At 55.5% G+C, this 17,498-nt stretch carries 12 protein-coding genes and 1 tRNA gene; 3 read left to right on the top strand and 10 right to left on the bottom strand.

Annotated elements, in window-relative coordinates; genetic code table 11:
• Window positions 1-21 precede the first annotated feature (21 nt).
• From FBR45_RS14325 to FBR45_RS14300, 7 genes are all read right to left on the bottom strand, one after another.
• Window positions 22-774, bottom strand: a complete 753-nt coding sequence (locus FBR45_RS14325) for a DUF5602 domain-containing protein (protein WP_138503490.1) — start codon at window positions 772-774, stop codon at window positions 22-24.
• A 165-nt stretch (window positions 775-939) separates the two neighbouring features.
• Entirely contained in the window at window positions 940-5,037 is a 4,098-nt protein-coding gene (locus tag FBR45_RS14320; RefSeq protein WP_138503488.1) for a hybrid sensor histidine kinase/response regulator transcription factor, read from the bottom strand.
• A 162-nt stretch (window positions 5,038-5,199) separates the two neighbouring features.
• Entirely contained in the window at window positions 5,200-6,366 is a 1,167-nt protein-coding gene (gene lepB, locus FBR45_RS14315) for a signal peptidase I (RefSeq protein ID WP_138503486.1), read from the bottom strand.
• A gap of 176 nt (window positions 6,367-6,542) precedes the next feature.
• Complete coding sequence (locus FBR45_RS26385; protein ID WP_171044896.1) at window positions 6,543-6,701, bottom strand: hypothetical protein; 159 nt, start codon at window positions 6,699-6,701, stop codon at window positions 6,543-6,545.
• A gap of 352 nt (window positions 6,702-7,053) precedes the next feature.
• Entirely contained in the window at window positions 7,054-7,812 is a 759-nt protein-coding gene (locus FBR45_RS14310; protein WP_138503484.1) for a succinate dehydrogenase/fumarate reductase iron-sulfur subunit, read from the bottom strand.
• A 110-nt stretch (window positions 7,813-7,922) separates the two neighbouring features.
• Window positions 7,923-9,860, bottom strand: coding sequence for a fumarate reductase/succinate dehydrogenase flavoprotein subunit (locus tag FBR45_RS14305; RefSeq protein ID WP_138503482.1), 1,938 nt, complete (start codon window positions 9,858-9,860; stop codon window positions 7,923-7,925).
• Between the two features lie 90 nt (window positions 9,861-9,950).
• On the bottom strand, window positions 9,951-10,646 hold the full coding sequence (locus tag FBR45_RS14300) for a succinate dehydrogenase cytochrome b subunit (protein WP_138503479.1): 696 nt from the start codon (window positions 10,644-10,646) through the stop codon (window positions 9,951-9,953).
• A 252-nt stretch (window positions 10,647-10,898) separates the two neighbouring features.
• On the opposite strand from FBR45_RS14300, the gene fabD reads away from it, so the two are divergent.
• The 3 genes from fabD (at window position 10,899) to FBR45_RS14285 (ending at window position 13,033) form a co-directional block, all read left to right on the top strand.
• Window positions 10,899-11,783, top strand: a complete 885-nt coding sequence (gene fabD / locus FBR45_RS14295) for an ACP S-malonyltransferase (RefSeq protein WP_138503477.1) — start codon at window positions 10,899-10,901, stop codon at window positions 11,781-11,783.
• A 116-nt stretch (window positions 11,784-11,899) separates the two neighbouring features.
• A tRNA-Gln gene (locus tag FBR45_RS14290) sits at window positions 11,900-11,970 on the top strand.
• Between the two features lie 370 nt (window positions 11,971-12,340).
• On the top strand, window positions 12,341-13,033 hold the full coding sequence (locus tag FBR45_RS14285) for a TetR/AcrR family transcriptional regulator (protein WP_138503475.1): 693 nt from the start codon (window positions 12,341-12,343) through the stop codon (window positions 13,031-13,033).
• A 104-nt stretch (window positions 13,034-13,137) separates the two neighbouring features.
• Here the strand turns inward: FBR45_RS14285 and FBR45_RS14280 are convergent, their stop codons facing one another.
• From FBR45_RS14280 to FBR45_RS14270, 3 genes are all read right to left on the bottom strand, one after another.
• The gene (locus FBR45_RS14280) at window positions 13,138-15,171 is read right to left on the bottom strand and encodes a glycosyl hydrolase family 95 catalytic domain-containing protein (RefSeq protein WP_394344384.1); all 2,034 of its coding nucleotides are present in this window, start codon (window positions 15,169-15,171) and stop codon (window positions 13,138-13,140) included.
• A gap of 99 nt (window positions 15,172-15,270) precedes the next feature.
• Window positions 15,271-15,990, bottom strand: coding sequence for a hypothetical protein (locus FBR45_RS14275; protein WP_138503471.1), 720 nt, complete (start codon window positions 15,988-15,990; stop codon window positions 15,271-15,273).
• Between the two features lie 77 nt (window positions 15,991-16,067).
• Window positions 16,068-17,423, bottom strand: coding sequence for a vanadium-dependent haloperoxidase (locus FBR45_RS14270; protein ID WP_138503469.1), 1,356 nt, complete (start codon window positions 17,421-17,423; stop codon window positions 16,068-16,070).
• Between the last annotated feature and the right edge of the window lie 75 nt (window positions 17,424-17,498).

The raw sequence follows: 17,498 nt of genomic DNA, 5'->3' as shown, positions 1-17,498 counted from the left end.
AGTATATAGGAGAGAGAAGAATTAGCGCCTGGTGAGGCCGTCCATCGCCACGTCCTGACTGCCGTCGGCGTTGGTACGGATGCTGTAGCGGGTTGGGTAATAGCCCGGCGTCTCGAATTTGGCGGGCTGCCGGATGGCTTTGTCCAGATTCGGATTCGTTTTCAGGAAATCGAGGGTTACCATCTGCTCCCAGAATGTCACCTTGCCATCGTACGACCCGAATACGAACGTTTCGGTAAAGGGCTGGCCTTTGAACTCGGGGCTGGTAACGTCTGACCAGTGCGCGCCCATAGCCGGAACCCCGCCCGGCCCCTTCACGAAGTCGACGGGCAGATAGGCCGCAGCCGGTACGTTATCGAATTTGGCGGGGGCTTTATCGTAGGTCGGAATAGCCATCACTTCGTTCATCGGCTGTATATAGAAATGGAAGTCGAAGTGCGGCACCGTATAGATGCCCGCCGGTTCGTGTCCCTGCGGGTTCCAGTCGATCATCACGTGTTTGAAAGGCGTTTTTTCCGTTGCCTCATCGGGCAGCGCCAGCATGAACGCGCTGACGGTCTGGATGGATGGCATACTTTCCAGCGCTTCTTTGGTCATGGTGAACCCGATAGAAGCCGGATTACCCTGAGCATCGCGCGAAAGCCAGGTTCTGACTTTTCCTTTTCCCATCGCTATCGAAGGCCCGTAGACCCGATCGGGCAGGCTGTCGGTATCGCTTTTGCCGCAGCCCAGCAGTAGCGTAGCGGCTGATAAATAAAGGAGAATTTGTTTCATTGACGGGTTAAAAAAAGAGCGTTTCATGGCGAACTGATTAGGTCGGCAAGTAGCGCCCGGCGGCTCCAATCCGCTAACACCCTCGTAACATCTGCTAACACCCTCGTAACAATCCCCAAAAAAAGCCCGGAAAACCGGGCCTTCAACGCTATAAACAACCAGCTATCAGACCGTTGCCGCGCCGGGCTTGTGGTACTGGGAGGGCAGCACGCCGTACTTTTCCTGAAATACCCGGGCAAAGTAGGACAGGTTATCGAACCCCACGGCATACGCAACCTGGGTCACACTCTGATTGCCCTGCCGGAGCAACCGGGCAGCCTGGTCCAGCCGGATCTCCCGAATGAAGTGGGTTGCGGTTGAGTTTGTCAGGGCTTTGAGCTTACGATGCAGCTGCATCCGGCTTAGGTTGGCAGCCTCGGCCAGCGCTTCGACCGAGAAATCGGTATCGTCGAGGTGTTGCATGACCAGCGCCGTCAGCCGATCGATGAACCGTTGCTCGGCCGTGAGCGGAGCCAGTACGAGCAGGCTGGCGCTGGTCGTACTTAGCCGGGTAGCGAACCACTCATACAGCCGCTGCCGCTGCCGGATCAGATTTCGTACCCGCGTCTGGAGTTCGACCCGGTTGAAGGGCTTGGTCAGGTAGTCGTCGGCCCCGCGCTCGAACCCCTCGATGCGCTTTTCAACGGTAGACCGGGCCGTCAACATCACGACCGGAATGTGGCTGGTTGTTTCCTGGGTTTTCAGCGCCTGGCAAAAGCCGAAGCCGTCGAGCCGGGGCATCATCAGATCACAGATTACGAGGCTGGGTAACAAGGTCGTAGCTTTGTCGAGGCCGTCGTAGCCATCTTCCGCTTCGATGATCTGATACTGATCGTCAAACACGGAGCGGATATACGCCCGGATATCGGCATTGTCGTCGATGATGAGTAGACTGTCGGCCGACTCGCCCAGCGGAACAGCGGGCTCGGGCGGCACCGCCGTGGGTTCGGGTTCGGGCAACATCGCAACGGGCTGAGCCCCTGCCGACGTACCAGCCGACGGCAGGGGGAGCCAGACGGTAAACGTGGTACCGGCCCCGTGGGTACTGGCTACGTCGATGGTACCGCCCAGCACGTCTACCAGCTCGCTGACCAGCGCCAGCCCGATGCCTGTGCCTTCGTACAAGCGGTTGGCTTTCCCATCGGCCTGGTAAAACCGCTCAAAAATATGCGGGAGGTGATCGGGTGCAATGCCGATGCCCGTGTCGGCAACGGTAAGCTGCAGCCTGTCGGCCCGGGGTGGTTCGGGGTAGCTGACCGTCAGGCATACGTCCTGCCCGGCCGGCGTGAATTTCAGGGCGTTGGCCAGCAGGTTGGTAACAATCTTCTCGATCTTGTCAGCGTCGAAATCAGCCCAGTATTCGGTAGCGGTCTGGCGAAAGCTGAACCGGATCTGCCGATCCCTGGCCAGGGCGTCGAACGAATGAGCCAGCAGCTGAAAGAAAGCCGCTATGTCGCCCCGCTCGGGTTCAGGCCTGAACTGTCCTGCTTCCAGCTTACTCAGATCGAGCAACTGGTTAATCAGGCTCAACAGGCGGTGACTGCTTCGCTCCATCAGGGCTACCGTCTGCTGGGTCAGCGTCACCGTCGCCTCCGTCTGGAAACGCCGTTTCAGATCGGTGAGCGGCCCTAGAATCAGGGTAAGGGGAGTGCGAAACTCGTGTGAGATGGTCGTAAAGAAGCGGGTCTTCAGCGCATCCAGCTCGGCCAGCCGGGTAGCCTCCTGCTGCTCGAAGAGAAGCCGCTGCTGCAGTTTCCAGCGCTGGGTCTGAAACCGGTAAAGCTGCCAGCTCAGCAGACCCGCTGCCAGCGCGTACAGCAGATAAGCCCACCAGGTTCGGTAAACCGGCGGATGAATCCGAATCCGTAACGCGACCGGCTCGCTCCAGGTCTGCCCGTCGGCCGACCCCATAACCCGAAAAGTATAGTACCCGTCGGGCAACTGGGCGTAGTTGGCAAAGCGGGTTGTACCGGCTTCGACCCAGTCCTGATCGATACCTTCCATCCGGTACCGGTAGCGGTTTTTGGCCGAATTGGTAAAGTCCATGACCGAGAACTCGAGGGTAAGCAGGTTCTGGTTATGAGCCAGTTCGAGCCGGTCCGTATAGTCGATGGTCTGGGTCAGTATGGCCGTGGGATCGGCCACGGAAACGGCTTTGTTATTAATCCTAAGGCCGATGATATGAATCAGCGGCCGCTTTTGCGAGGTACCGGCCACCTCAGACGCCCGGAGTGTGGTGAGGCCATTCACCCCGCCGAAGAGCAGCTCACCCGTGGGTGACCTGACGTACGAGCTGGTGTTGAACTCATCGTCCTGCAGGCCATCGGCCTTGGTGTAGGTTTTGAACCGGAGGGTTTGCGGATCGAGCTGGGCCAGCCCCCGGTTCGTGCTCATCCAGAGCATCCCGAACTCGTCGGCCAGCAAACCGTACACGACCTTATTGGGCAGCCCCTGCTCTTCGGTGATGTGCATAAACTGCCCGGTTTGTTTGTCCAGCCGCTCCAATCCGCCCCCTTTGGTAGCTACCCACAAATAGCGATCGGGCTGGCGCGGGTCGTTGATAACGCTCAGCACAAAGTCGTTGCTCAGGCTATGCCGATCCTTTTTCGAGTTTTTATAGATTGAAAAAGTGGGTTTTGTCTGGTAATGCCGGGCTTTGACCAGCCCCTGCTGCGTGCCGATCCAGAGCGTGCCGGATTGATCCTCACAGAGCGAGTAGGTTTCTATTTCGGCCCCGCTGCGGGGTAATAGGCCCTGGTAGCTGAAGACGGTAAAGGTTTCGGTGACGGGGTTGAACCGCAGCAACTGCCCGTTGGTGCATCCAAGCCAGAGCTGGCCGTCTTTTGCTTCGATCGTCTGATTGCCGTAGAACCCGAAATCAGCCTGAGCGGGCAACGGGTACTTTTTGACCAGCTGCCAGTTGTACGAGAACCGGATCAGCGAGGCTTTGTGGGTCTGAAAGTTGACGTTCGACGCCCAGAAGTTCCCCTGACGATCCTGCATCAGGTAGCGTTGGCGCTTGTCGGCGGCTGGCAGACCCGCATCCAGAAACGGCAGCATCTGGTTCTTGGCCCGGTCCAGCCGGGCGTAGGCGTATGTATACCGCACGTAGGTACGCCCCTGCCGGTCAACGTAAAGACCGGATAACGACGTCCTGGGCAGATACGTTTGAAAAGACTTGATACGGGGGTTGAACTTCCGAAGCCCGTAGCCGCTGGTGCCGATCCAGATGTTATCGGTCCTGTCTTTCATCAGATTGGTGACCGAGTACAGATTGGGGGGTAACTGCGCAAAAGCTGTACGGGCGCTCAGACTGTCCTGCCCGAAAAGGGCGGCCGGCGACAGGATCCAGAGGTGATCGGTAGTGGCAACGGCCATCTGCAGCGAATCGATGGGGCGGAGCTTCACACTGAAGTAATCCTTTCCTGGCAGCCAGATCGTTTTGCGCTGCCCCCGGTACCACCCAACAATCCGGTCGCTGTAGGTCACGAACCGGAACTGGTGAGCCGGGTCCTCGTACATCGAGTGCATATCGACAGACGCCGGTTCAAACGACGGCAGTTTGGTTGCACCGGCCGGGCGCTGCCAGTTGATGGTGTAGATCGCATCCGACGTGCAAACAAAGGCCTCCCCGTTCGGGTGGAAACTGACATAGTTGGTGTTGTTCTTGGTGTTGATATCGGCCAGCGCCAGCGAAACAGGACTGATGCTGACCTGGCGGGTAACGTTAGGCCGGTCGGGGTAGTGCGCCTGGAGCGGGGCAGGCAGGCTGATTTTGAATACCTTATTCTTATCGGTTCCGACCCAGATGTTACCGGCGGGGTCTTCGGTCAGTAAACAGATTTCGTAGTTGCCCGCGTCGGGAGCCGCCTGATCGCTGATATCGATATGATAAAACCGCTGGGTTCGATCGTCGAAGAGGTTGAGCCCTTTGTTGACAGTACCCACCCAGAGCCGCTGGTGCCGGTCGATGAGCAGGGTCGAGCAGCTGTTGTCCGAAAGCGTAAAGTCGTTGTAGGGGTCGTGGGTAAACACCGTAAAATTATGCCCGTCGTACCGGTTGAGGCCGTCTTTAGTAGCAATCCAGATGAATCCCTTCCGGTCCTGCTTGAGGTCAAAGATCATACCCTGCGACAGACCGTCGGATATAGTCAGCTCCTGCCAACCTTTCGGTTGGCCAAAACTTAGCAGAGGAAGACAAACCAGTAGGTATAAGAAGCGCATTTTGAGCCGTTTAGCTGCCCAAAATACGTAAATCAGCCGTGCCTAGATCTGACTATTCCCAATTTTTCTATATGATTACTTCCGGAAAGGCTGACGTCTTATCAGCACCACCAACGTATAGACTCAACCGGTTCGAAGCTGACCCGTTCTGACCAGGCTGCCTCAGTCGACCAGGCTGAACAGGTGGTTCCAGCGGATTTTATGCCAGATGTCAGCCGGAACGGGGTCGATCGACATCCAGACCAGGACGGCTTTTCCGATCACGTGGTCGTCGGGTACGAAGCCCCAGAAGCGGGAATCTTCGGAGTTATGCCGATGGTCGCCCATCATGAAGTAGTAATCCTGCCGAAAGGTATAAGACGTCACGGTGCGTCCGTCAATGGTTACCGTGGCTGGGGTTAGCCGCACATTAGTCAGGCCTTCGTAGCGCTCGATAACGGGCCCGTAAACCGCAATGGTCTGCTTGTTGATGGGTACGGTCATGCCTTTCTTAGGTACCGTAAGCGGGCCGAAGTTGTCCAGATTCCACGGAAACACAGACGAGCCGTAGACACCAGGCTGTGCCCGACCCGGCTGTTCCAGCATCGGTTCGACGCTGCTTATCCAGCTAAACGTTTTAAACTGATTAATGATGGTTTCGCTGGCGTGAACCCGATACCCTACCAGCACCGGCCTCTTTGTCGCTTCGTCAACAGCTTCCAGCGGCTGCCAGTTGATAAAGGGCCCCTCCGCGGAGTTGAAATCGTTGACGATGCCATATTTTCGGAAGAAGCGCTCGTCGAGCACTTCGGTCGTTTTCAGAAAATAGCTTTGCTGCGCCTTCACCGGAACGGCCAGGGGGCTGTTGTTCACCAACACCTGCCCCGCCCGGATAGCCACGACATCGCCCGGAAGCGCCACGCATCGCTTGATAAAATTGGTTTTCAGATCGCTGGGATAGCCAGCCTCATCGGCCCGGGGCGCGGGGTAGTTGAAAACCACCACATCGCCCCTTTTTACGTGCGAAAAGCCCGGTAGCCGAAACGAAGGCAGTTGAATAGCGGTACTGAAAGCCAGCAGGTCGGTACCCCAAATTTTCTGGTGGGTGAGTGGTATCTGCAACGGTGTTTTGGGCGTCCGGGCTCCGTAGTGCAGTTTGCTCACGAACAGATAATCACCCACGAACAGGCTCTGCTCCATAGACGGCGTCGGAATGGCATACGCTTCGAAGGTCAGAAATCGAATTAGCGTAGCGGCCACCACGGCAAACAGGATCGAATCGGCCCATTCGCGGAGCGCAGATTTGGATGAGCTGGCCGGTTTTGCAGCCTTCGTTTTCTTGGTAAACATGATACGATTACTTTTTTCGGGTGAATGACCACTACCAACGCCCTGTGAGATAGTAGCTAAAAGGTAGTGTAAACCTCAACCGCTATACCTGCCTTTTACACAAACGGCTTTTTTGCCAGTTTAAATCACTCTGGGTTGACGTAAACTCAGGCAAAAGCCAGGCCCTGTCTGTGCCATCACAGCACAATGTCGGTAGCATCGTTCAGGATCGTCCATAGCCCGTTAGGGCCCAAACAGCGCAGCGTCGGCAGGGATTGACAGGCGCCCATCAATCCATGGCCCGTCAGGGCCAGAACAGCGTAGCGTCGGTAGAAATCGACAGGCACCCAGATCATCCATGGCCCGTTAGGGCCAGAACAGCGTAGCGTCGGTAGAAAACATCCCTCCAGGTGGGAACCAGGTGCCGTCAGGTACCTAACTCAACGGCACCTGGCTCTGGACGGGGTCCGCTCCCATGATGCTACCGATGCTATGCTGTGATGTACCTGACGGCACATTGTATTTGCTGACCCCGCTTCGCTACCCACGCTGCGCTGTAATGGCCCTGACGGGCCAGGGGCGATCCTGAACGATGCTACCAAAGCTCTGGCCCGTCAGGGCCATTACAGCGTATCGTCGGTAGAGAGGAACAAAAAAAGCGGGCTCTTTCGCTGAAAGAGCCCGCCTTGCATGATGTACCTACGCTGCTTATCCCTGAACGTTGTCGGAGGTCAGCTTGGCACCCAGATATTCCCGGTTCATGCGGGCAATATGGTCGAGCGAAATCGACTTGGGGCACTCGACCGAGCAGGCGCCGGTAAAGGAGCAGGCACCGAAACCTTCGGCATCCATCTGAGCCACCATACGCTCGGCCCGCTGCTGGCTCTCGGCCTTACCCTGCGGCAGAATAGCCAGCTGGGATACCTTAGCCGATACGAACAGCATAGCCGATGCGTTCTTGCAGGCCGCTACGCAGGCGCCACAGCCAATGCAGGCAGCGGCATCCATAGCCTCATCGGCCACTGTACGTGGAATCAGGATTTCGTTCGCGTCGCGCGCCGAGCCCGTGTTCACCGATACGTAACCACCGGCCTGAATAACCCGGTCAAACGCCGACCGGTCAACGATCAGGTCTTTGATAACCGGGAAGGCCCGCGCCCGCCATGGCTCAACCACAATGGTATCGCCATCGTTGAACGAACGCATGTGCAGCTGGCAGGTAGTGGCTCCCGTCTGCGGCCCGTGGGCGCGGCCGTTGATATACATCGAGCAAGAGCCACAGATACCTTCGCGGCAGTCGTGGTCAAACGCAACGATTTCTTCGCCCTTTTTGGTTAGCTCGCCGTTCAGCACGTCGAACATTTCCAGGAACGACATATCCGGCGAGATGTTATCGAGTTGGTACTCGACCAGCTTGCCCGGGGTATTATTATTTTTCTGTCTCCAGACTTTTAAGTTGATCTTCATTGTTTGATGGGTTTTGCGCGGTTCCCCGCCGGGATTTTCGGTTTATAGTTGTCGATGGGCCTTTGCCCGGGTTGGGCATGACCGGAAAACGAAAACCGAAAACCCATCACTTATTTATAGCTACGCTGCGTCAGCTTCACGTTTTCGAACTCCAGTATTTCTTTATGGAGCGTTTCGGGCTGGTTCTCGCCCTGGTATTCCCAGGCCGCTACGTAGGCAAAGTTAGCGTCGTCGCGCAGGGCCTCGCCGTCTTCGGTCTGGTGCTCCTCGCGGAAGTGACCACCGCAGGACTCTTCCCGGTTGAGCGCATCGTCGACCATCAACTCACCCAGCTCAATGAAATCGGCCACGCGACCGGCTCCTTCGAGCGACTGGTTCATCTCTTCGTTTTCGCCCATGATCCGCACGTTGCTCCAGAACTCGGCCTTCAGATCCTGAATCATCTTCTTGGCTTTTTTCAGCCCCTCGGCGTTGCGCGACATACCGCAGTAATCCCACATAATCAGACCCAGCTGCCGGTGGAACTCATCGACGGGCTTAGTACCCTTGATCGACAGCAGCCGCTGAATCTGGCTGGTTACGCGTTGTTCTGCTTCTTTAAACGCGGGTGCATCGACGGGCAGTTTGTCGGCCGGGCCAATGGTAGCCAGGTAATCACCTACCGTATACGGAATCACGAAGTACCCGTCGGCCAGCCCCTGCATCAGCGCCGAGGCCCCAAGGCGGTTGGCGCCGTGGTCCGAGAAGTTGGCTTCGCCGAGCGCGTACAGACCCGGAATGCTCGTCATCAGGTTGTAATCGACCCACAGGCCACCCATCGTGTAGTGAACAGCCGGGTAAATCATCATCGGCGTCTCGTACGGGTTGTCGTCAACGATCTTTTCGTACATCTCGAACAGGTTGCCGTACTTCGCTTCGATGGTTTTACGACCGTCGCGCTTGATGGCATCCGCAAAATCGAGATAAACCGCCAGCCCTGTTTTACTGACGCCACGACCTTCGTCACAAACGTATTTGGCGTTCCGGGACGCTACGTCGCGCGGAACCAGGTTACCGAACGATGGGTAGCGCCGTTCCAGGAAGTAGTCGCGGTCTTCTTCCTTGAGGTCGGTTGGTTTGAGCTGACCTTTCCGGATTTTTTCGGCGTCTTCCTTGGTTTTGGGCACCCATACGCGCCCGTCGTTCCGGAGCGACTCCGACATCAGCGTCAGCTTCGACTGGTAATCGCCTTTTACCGGAATACAGGTCGGGTGAATCTGGGTGAAGCAGGGGTTGGCAAACAGAGCTCCGTGTTTGTGAGCCCGCCAGGCCGCCGTCACGTTGGAGTTCATGGCGTTGGTCGAGAGGTAGAACACGTTGCCGTAGCCACCCGTACACAGCAGCACCGCATGGGCCGAGTGCGATTCTATTTTTCCCGTAATGAGGTTGCGGGTTACAATGCCGCGGGCTTTACCCCCTTCCACGACGATGTCGAGCAGTTCGGTACGGGTCAGCATTTTCACCTTACCGGTGGTCACCTGCCGACTCAGCGCCGAGTAAGCACCCAGCAGCAGTTGCTGACCGGTCTGGCCGCGGGCGTAGAACGTGCGCGATACCTGAGCTCCCCCGAACGAACGGTTTGCCAGCAGACCGCCGTACTCCCGCGCAAACGGAACTCCCTGCGCTACGCACTGGTCAATAATATTAACACTCACCTCAGCCAGGCGATACACATTGCCTTCGCGGGCGCGGTAGTCACCTCCTTTAATGGTGTCGTAGAACAGCCGGAAGACCGAGTCACCGTCGTTCTGATAATTTTTAGCTGCGTTGATACCACCCTGGGCGGCAATGGAGTGCGCCCGACGGGCGCTATCATGGAACGTAAGGGCTTTTACGTTATAGCCAAGCTCCGCCAGCGAGGCTGCGGCCGACGCACCGGCCAGCCCCGTACCAACTACAATGATATCGTACTTCCGCTTGTTCGCCGGGTTTACCAGCTTCAAGCCGAACTTATGCCGGGCCCACTTCTCGGCTAACGGCCCCTCGGGAATCTTTGAATCCAGCTTCATAGTCAGTTGTGATTAGGCGGTTGAGTAATAAAGTGACAGTAGGCCTAAGCCAACGATTCACTCAATCGCTCAACCATTGATTCACTCATTTTATAATATCCCGTGAACTTGCAAAAACACGTAAATCGGCATGGCCGCAAAAGCCGCCGGAATGATGAAGGCGAAGAAATACCGGCCTACCGTCTCGATAATGGGCGTGTACTTCGGGTGCCGAACTCCCAGCGACTGAAACCCACTCTGGAAACCATGGGCCAGGTGATAGCCCACCGCAACCATCGACAGTACATACAACAGCACGTACCACCACTCCGCGAACGCTACTTTCACAACGGCGTACAGATCTTTGTACTGCTTGCCGTCATACTCAGCCATCGGAACCGAGCCAAAGTGCATCTCATACCAGAACGTGCGCATGTGAATGATAATGAATACCAGCAGTACCGTGCCCAGAATACCCATGTTGCGCGATGCCCAGGGGCTATTGGCCTCTGGTTTACTGTAGGCGTACTTAACCGGCCGCGATGCTGAGTTATGCCGCGTCAGCACGAGCGCCATCAGGGCATGAACCAGAATGGAGGTGTAGAGCAGATACGAGACAGTAATGATGAGCGGATTGTGCGTCATGAAGTAGGTGTACTCGTTAAACGCCCGGCCGCCATCAGCCTTGAACAGCTGGAGATTACCAGCCATGTGTACAATGAGGAAAGTACTCAGAAACAGCCCCGTCAATGACATGATGACCTTGCGGCCGAGGGAGCTGGATAGTGTTTGTGTTACCCAAGCCATACGGTGAACGACACGAAAGAAGTAGTTGTAAACAAGTGAAAAATAGCCAGTTTCAATGGCGCATCAAAACTATATCACAAACGCGACGCAAACAAGATTTGTGCCCTGCAGACGCCGGTTTATGTCTAATTTATTGCCTATAAAAATTACACAAACGACGTGCGTCCCTAACCGGATGTCCAAAGTTTTTGTTTGCCGACCGAACCCCTTTACTTTGCTCCGACAAATGGCTTGGTGCCGTTTTATTCTTCTATGAAAGCATATGTTTTTCCCGGCCAGGGGTCGCAGTTCCGCGGCATGGGCCATGACCTTTATCAACAGTCAGAAGCGGCCCGGACCCTTTTCGACCAGGCCAACCAGATCCTCGGCTACGATCTGACCCGGATCATGTTTGAAGGAACCGACGAGGACCTTAAACAAACAATTTATACACAGCCCGCGGTTTTTCTGCATGGCGTCGTGCTGGCGCTCACCACCGACTCGTTTTCTCCCGATATGGTAGCGGGTCATTCGCTGGGCGAACTGTCGGCACTGACGGCGGCTGGCGTGCTGTCGTTCGAAGATGGGCTTCGATTGGCGTCGATCCGGGCAACGGCTATGCAGCGCGCCTGCGAGATTGCACCCTCGACCATGGCAGCGGTGCTTGGACTGGCCGACGATGCCATTGAGCGGATCTGCGCCGAAGTAACCGAAGAGATTGTGGTACCGGCCAATTATAATTGTCCCGGCCAGGTGGTGATCTCGGGGAGTCTGGCGGGGATCGAGCTGGCGGGTGAACGACTCAAGGCAGCCGGTGCCCGGCGGGTGTTACCACTGGCCGTAGGGGGTGCGTTTCACTCGCCTTTTATGGAACCCGCCCGCGACGAGTTTGCCCAGGCCGTTACCAGCATGACGTTTGCGCAGCCGCGTTGCCCGGTCTATCAGAACGTAGACGCCCGCCCCGCTACTGATCCGGCGCAAATCAAAGCCAACCTGATTGCTCAGCTCACCTCACCCGTTCGGTGGACCCAGTCCGTTGAGCAGATGGTAGCCGACGGCGCTACCGAATTTATCGAGAGCGGCCCGGGTAAAGTATTGCAGGGAATGGTCAAAAAAATAAGTCCGGCCGTAACAATCGACGGCTTATCGGTAGCCTGATCGGCTGATTATCAGCGCAGACAGGCTCGACACCCCGTTTGTGTCGCTTTTTTTTGAGAAATGGTTTTGCATTTACGCACAGAAATACGTTATCTTTGCACTCGCAAATGCAAAACAGCCCGATAGTATAAGGGTAGTACGACAGATTTTGGTTCTGTTTGTGGAGGTTCGAATCCTTCTCGGGCTACTTGCCGAAAGCCGCTTGATCTTCAGGCGGCTTTCGTGTTTTATAGCCATTTTAGAGGTCATTTATACGGTACAAATCTGCTTAGTAATTTTTTACCATTATATTTTGTTTTTTTTTGTTGTCTGCTTAAAAAATACTTTCCTTTGCTTATTATCAATTAAAAGTTACATCGAAGAGGTTTTCTTTCTATATCCGTCTCTTGGTTGTACAATCATTCGGCCCTTTGAATATACCGTAAAGGTCGTTTTGGACAACCGAAGCCAGCGTAAAGCGAGAGAATTAACGGCGTTAATTTGGTGTTTTAAGTGTATTGTAGTGACCCTTGTAGGGAATTATAGTCAAATAAGTGTAACTACTTGCTTGAATTATCATGAATGCAATTCTTATGGAGAAAGAAGAAAAGGTAAGGAGAAACCGAGCCAAAACCACCCAGCGCATTGTTGAAGCACTGGAAGAGGTTATTGCTGAGCGGGGTCTTGAAGGGGTTGGCGTAAACCGTGTAGCGGAAAAAGCCAACGTCAGCAAGGTCTTGATTTACCGGTACTTTGGCGGTATGGAAGGCCTGCTCGAATACTACGTGAAAATGGGAAAGCTGTTTCCGGTTTTCAATCCGGCAGTATTGGATCAGATTCGGCCGCTGCACGACTCGGATGTTGCCCGTATCTGGTACAGACAGGTAATCCAGACGTATCGGTATTTCAGAACCTTCAAAGCAGCCCGCGAAGTACTGAAAGCTACCGTTATTGAAAATGATTCCATTGCTGAAACAGCCGCCAAAGCGCAGGACGAAGAAATGACCCGGCTCGTAAGCCAGCTATCTTTCGTAAAAGGTGCTGACACCCAGGCTATATCAGCCGTTATTCTGGGAGCGATGACGTATCTGACGATCATGGCGCAGAACGACCGGACCATGGTCAGCATCGATCTGCGGAGCGAAGAAGGCTGGAAGCGGATCGAAAATGCCGTTAAAGCGATCTACATCGCCCTGAACAAAATGGCTATTCAGTCGAAAGACGTTGAACTCGAATTACAATCGGCTCATCTGCCGACTGCCCAATGGTAAAATCAGGATGCCCGTTATCAGTAACCAATTAGTAGTGCACGAAGACAGCCTCTGAATACACTACTAATTGCTGACTGATAACAGGAACTGCATCCTATACGCGCTTATTGAACCTGTACCGTTTTAGCCTGCGGCCCTACTCCTTTAATAGTCAGGGACTTCCACTTCTTCGGCAGTTTCGTCTTCAGCTGCGTAATCCCACTATCCGTGATATCGATCCCTCCGAATCCATTCAGAACCGCCTGTAACATACCTCCGGCCCCCGTTGCGAAATACGGGTTCGTGCCACCAGCGGTTTCAGCCAGCACCCCAAACGGTGGTACCTCATTGGGTTTGTAGCTCTTTACAAACCAGTCATACGCCTTGTCCGTATTGCCCAGCCGCGCATTCAGCGTGGCCAGTACCGACCAGCCCATAGCAGGCCCCTCCGGCGAATAGCGTGGTTCATAATAAGTCAGGTCTTTCCGGATCAGGGCCGGATCCGTTATGACCGTGAGCGGGTAAGCCAGCAGGTTTACATCAGCCTGTTTGATCGTGACGCCATCGTAGGTACGGTTTTCTTTGGTCGTGCCGTCCGGAAATTTCAGGATCGGGATGTTGTCGGCTACAGTTTTCCAGTCGGGATTGGGCGTTATTCCCAGCTCCTGAGCGGCCTGGCTGGCGTATTGCAGGGATGTTTTGGCCATCCCATTCGTGAAGGCGTTATCATCGATGTTTTCCTGCCATTCGTTGGCGCCGATTACGTTATTGATATGGTATTTGCCCGGCCCTTCGCGCTCGACCCGGCTCGCCCAGAAATCAGCTACTTCTTTCAGCATCGGGTAGCCACGGGTGCGCAGCCACTCCTTGTCTTTCGTAACCTGATAATATTTCCAGAAAGCCCAGCCCACACAGCCGGTGATGTGGTGCTGAAAGGGGCCCGTTAGGGCCCAGACGGGCGTTGCTTCCTGCCCGTCGGCGTCCGATTCCCACGGAAACATCACCCCGGCATAGCCGTGGCTGAAGGCGTTTTGTTTGGCCATCTGCATGCGTTCGAAGCGGTATTCGAGCAGGGAGCGGGCCATTTCGGGTTTCAGCGTCAGCAGGGGCGGGTACATCCATAACTCCGTGTCCCAGAATACGTGTCCGTTATAGCCCAGCCCCGACAAGCCCATGGGCGACAGACTGTAGGCCTGCCCTTCACGCGCAAACGAATACAGGTGGTACAGTGCCGACCGTACGGCCCGCTGCGCATCCGGATCGCCCTCAATGATAATATCGCTCCGCCACAGTTTGGCCCATTCGGCGTTGTGGCGCATCAGCAGCCGTTCGGTCCGTTCCAGCGCGGCAAAGATGGTCAGCCGTTCGGCTTCGTTGTGCGGATCGGCGGTATGGGCCGTCGACGATACCGAGCCAACAATGCTGAACCGGTACGTTTCGCCCGCTTTGAGCCGTTTTTTAAACTTGGCCAGGTGCATGTTGTAATCCCAGTCTTCGTGAATCACGTCCGGCTCCTGACCGTGTGGCTCGTCAAAAATGAAGCTGTTACTGGCAGCTACGGTATGCCGGCCCGACGGACTTTTGGCAACCGATGTCAGCAGACGGATGGTCACGTGCGACCGGTCGATCTCGGCGTAGAAATTCTTGACTTCTTTCAGGTTCTCGGGCGTTTCGATTACGCTCATCGGGCTGATTTCGCAGTCCTTACGGGCCGTAATTTCGACCATGGTCAGGGCCGAGTACGGCAGATGCCGCAGGGCCATGACCGTTTGCCGAACGCCAACCTTGTCTTTGTAGTCGAAGGTAGTGGTTAGGGCCGCTTTCTGCATGTCGAGCGTTTGCCGGTAATTGGCAATATCTTTTGGTCCGAGCCGCGAACCGTCAACATCGAGGTTCATGTTGACGAAGTTGAAGACCTTCAGGATGTTGGACACCCGGCCACGCCCGTAGGTATCAAAAGCCCCGTTCAGTACCACATCTTTCACTTTCATCGGCTCCGGCGACGAGACCAGACCGATCATGCCGTTGGCTACGGTAATGCCATAGTAATTGGCGGGGTTAATATTCTGACCAACAATCTGCCAGTCCGGGCTGGTCGTCTGACCAAACACGCCTTGTGACTGATTCCCAATAAGGAGAGCCAGCCCAACGCCATACATTAGTTTACGCATATTCATTACTAGTTGAAATATGGACTAAAAATAATGCAATTCGCGGGCATGTTCACATCCGGGTCAGTAGTTTTTCCGGTCGCCGGTTTATTCGGGGTTATAGGTCAGTTGCAATACCAGCGCCTGTTGTCCGTCGCGGTTGATCCGTTGCCAGCCCAGGGCTACCGGGAAATGCTTGCCCAGGTATACTTCCACTCCCAATACCAATTGGCCCAGGTCGTGACCGCCCGAAATCCAGTCGCCCAGCAGGTGAAATTTCTGGTAGAAGATACCGGCGTCGAAACCCGCCTGAAACCCCGCCCGGGGGCCGTCGCCCAGGTAGCGCGCGTTGGCGGTATAGCCCCCAAACGACCAGTTGTAGTGTTCATCGTGTAACGAACCGGCTACGTGCCCATAGAGGTAACCCACCCACTGCGCCGGTCGGTCGGGCGTCAGGTTGAAGCCGGTCTGCGCCCCAATGGCCAGCTCCAGCTGATCCGTAATATCGAAGGCTTTCTGCGTGTTCAGCAGCAACAGCGGACTATAGGCCTGCCCGGTGGTCGAGTCGTTCCGCATAAACCGATGTGCCGACGGTTTATAATCGAGGTTATAGAGATTGGCGCCGACCTCCCACTCACGCCCAAGTCCGAAGGAGACGGTTGTGCCCGACCGGATCGACTCGGCAATGGTAAACTGCTGCTGAACAGACAGCTCGTGCTTCTCGACAATATCGGACGACGGTACGTTGAAATACGTTTGCTGGGCCAGGGTCGGCAACGAGAGCGAAAGCAATACCAGCAATCCACTGAGTACACCAATTTTTTTCATAACGTCATGCATGTGAAAGGTCCTCAGCCTAAACTACGACTGAGGACCTTTCGCTTACATTGACCCGTAAATTGGAGCTAGCGGCCCGCTACGGCCGACTTCCGGGTATGCAGTTTCTGCAGCACCCACTGCCCTACTTTCTCGCCCTGCACCTGCCCGTTGTCCAGGGCAGCCCGGTAATGGATACCGCCGTAGAGCCGGCTGATGGAAGCTTCGTTAGCCGCGTCGCGGAACGACTTGAACGACCGAACGCCGTGACCATATTTAAATTCTGTCGAATCAACGAACGCAATACTGTCGCCAATGAGCGCAGTCATCACAGTAGCGGCCGCCGTCGAGATGACGCTGTGCCCGCTGGAGTATTCCGGGAACGGGGGCGTTTGCAGAAAAGGCGTCCATTTGGGGTCCATGTATTTGTTGATGACCGTTTCGGGGCGAACCATGTTGGAGCGGTATTTCTCGTCCCAGCACGAGATGAACCCGTCGGTCAGGGCAAACGATGTCAGGGCATACATCTCTACCGTCCGCATCAGATTCAGCTTCTGTTGCCGGGCCACGGTTTGCCCAATAGCCAGCCAGTGTCCACCGGGGGTCATTTTCTTAGAGGCATAGGATACGTGACCGGCCACGTTCATGACAAAGGCGTTATCGTCCCAGAAGTAGGCGATATCCTGCTTCTGCTTGTCCATGCTCTTCCCGATCGTATACACCTCCTGCAGCTCTTTGTCGTAGGGGCTGCCTTTGGTCAGGTTATAGGCGGGCGGGCGGGGCGGCATGAACTGATTACAGGTATCCATAGCCCAGCAGCGGAGTTTGTTCCACTGGGGTTCGGCGGCATCCATGTAGGCCGGGGGCGTGGGTACCCAGGTGCCATCCTGATTGGTTACGGTATGTTTGAACCCGCGGGTCTGCTTGTAATTATCCTTGGCCGCGTAGTCCAGCACGTGTTTGGCAACCGCTTCGCCATAGGCCATCGAGCGCTCGTAGACCTCGTCAGGTACCCCCGCCTTTTTGTACTGCTCGTAGAAAGACGGTTCAAACTCATCGTAGAACTCGACCGAAAACGTCAGCGCGCGGGCCACCGTCATAAACGCGCGGGCACTGGCCAGCGGAAAGCAATAGTCCTGACCGGGCGTGGGCACAGGACCGGCCTCGTAGCGTTTGAGTTTACCGCCCAGCGACTGATACTGCGCATCGAACGGCACGAGCGCTTCGTAACCCGCCAGGTTCGCGTAGGCATAGATCCGGCTGGCAACGGGGGGCGAGAATATATCGTGGATAATAACCTGCGTCAGCTTGTTGAGCGCGGTATTATAATACTCCGGATTGGCCGCTTTGGCATTATATTCAGCAGGCGTCGCTGGCTTCTGGCAGCCGGCAAACCCGACCAGCAACAGCGCCATCAGGAAACCTGATCGTAGCAATGTGTTCATTAGACAACAGATAGGTTAGTCAAGCAATTTCAATAGTTACGACTCGATTAGTACTTACAAAATTACGGGAAAATA

It is taken from the genome of Spirosoma lacussanchae (genome assembly GCF_005870035.1).
Lineage (GTDB): Bacteria > Bacteroidota > Bacteroidia > Cytophagales > Spirosomataceae > Spirosoma > Spirosoma lacussanchae.
The sequence above is the reverse complement of the archived record's forward strand: the minus strand, read 5'-3'. Positions and strand labels throughout refer to the sequence as shown.

Excerpts from the sequence above, each read along its gene's own strand:
- FBR45_RS14325 (WP_138503490.1), bottom strand. The coding sequence starts at position 774 with ATGAAACAAATTCTCCTTTATTTATCAGCCGCTACGCTACTGCTGGGC.
- FBR45_RS14320 (WP_138503488.1), bottom strand. The coding sequence starts at position 5,037 with ATGCGCTTCTTATACCTACTGGTTTGTCTTCCTCTGCTAAGTTTTGGC.
- lepB (WP_138503486.1), bottom strand. The coding sequence starts at position 6,366 with ATGTTTACCAAGAAAACGAAGGCTGCAAAACCGGCCAGCTCATCCAAA.
- FBR45_RS26385 (WP_171044896.1), bottom strand. The coding sequence starts at position 6,701 with ATGATCTGGGTGCCTGTCGATTTCTACCGACGCTACGCTGTTCTGGCC.
- FBR45_RS14310 (WP_138503484.1), bottom strand. The coding sequence starts at position 7,812 with ATGAAGATCAACTTAAAAGTCTGGAGACAGAAAAATAATAATACCCCG.
- FBR45_RS14305 (WP_138503482.1), bottom strand. The coding sequence starts at position 9,860 with ATGAAGCTGGATTCAAAGATTCCCGAGGGGCCGTTAGCCGAGAAGTGG.
- FBR45_RS14300 (WP_138503479.1), bottom strand. The coding sequence starts at position 10,646 with ATGGCTTGGGTAACACAAACACTATCCAGCTCCCTCGGCCGCAAGGTC.
- fabD (WP_138503477.1), top strand. The coding sequence starts at position 10,899 with ATGAAAGCATATGTTTTTCCCGGCCAGGGGTCGCAGTTCCGCGGCATG.
- FBR45_RS14285 (WP_138503475.1), top strand. The coding sequence starts at position 12,341 with ATGAATGCAATTCTTATGGAGAAAGAAGAAAAGGTAAGGAGAAACCGA.
- FBR45_RS14280 (WP_394344384.1), bottom strand. The coding sequence starts at position 15,171 with ATGTATGGCGTTGGGCTGGCTCTCCTTATTGGGAATCAGTCACAAGGC.
- FBR45_RS14275 (WP_138503471.1), bottom strand. The coding sequence starts at position 15,990 with ATGAAAAAAATTGGTGTACTCAGTGGATTGCTGGTATTGCTTTCGCTC.
- FBR45_RS14270 (WP_138503469.1), bottom strand. The coding sequence starts at position 17,423 with ATGAACACATTGCTACGATCAGGTTTCCTGATGGCGCTGTTGCTGGTC.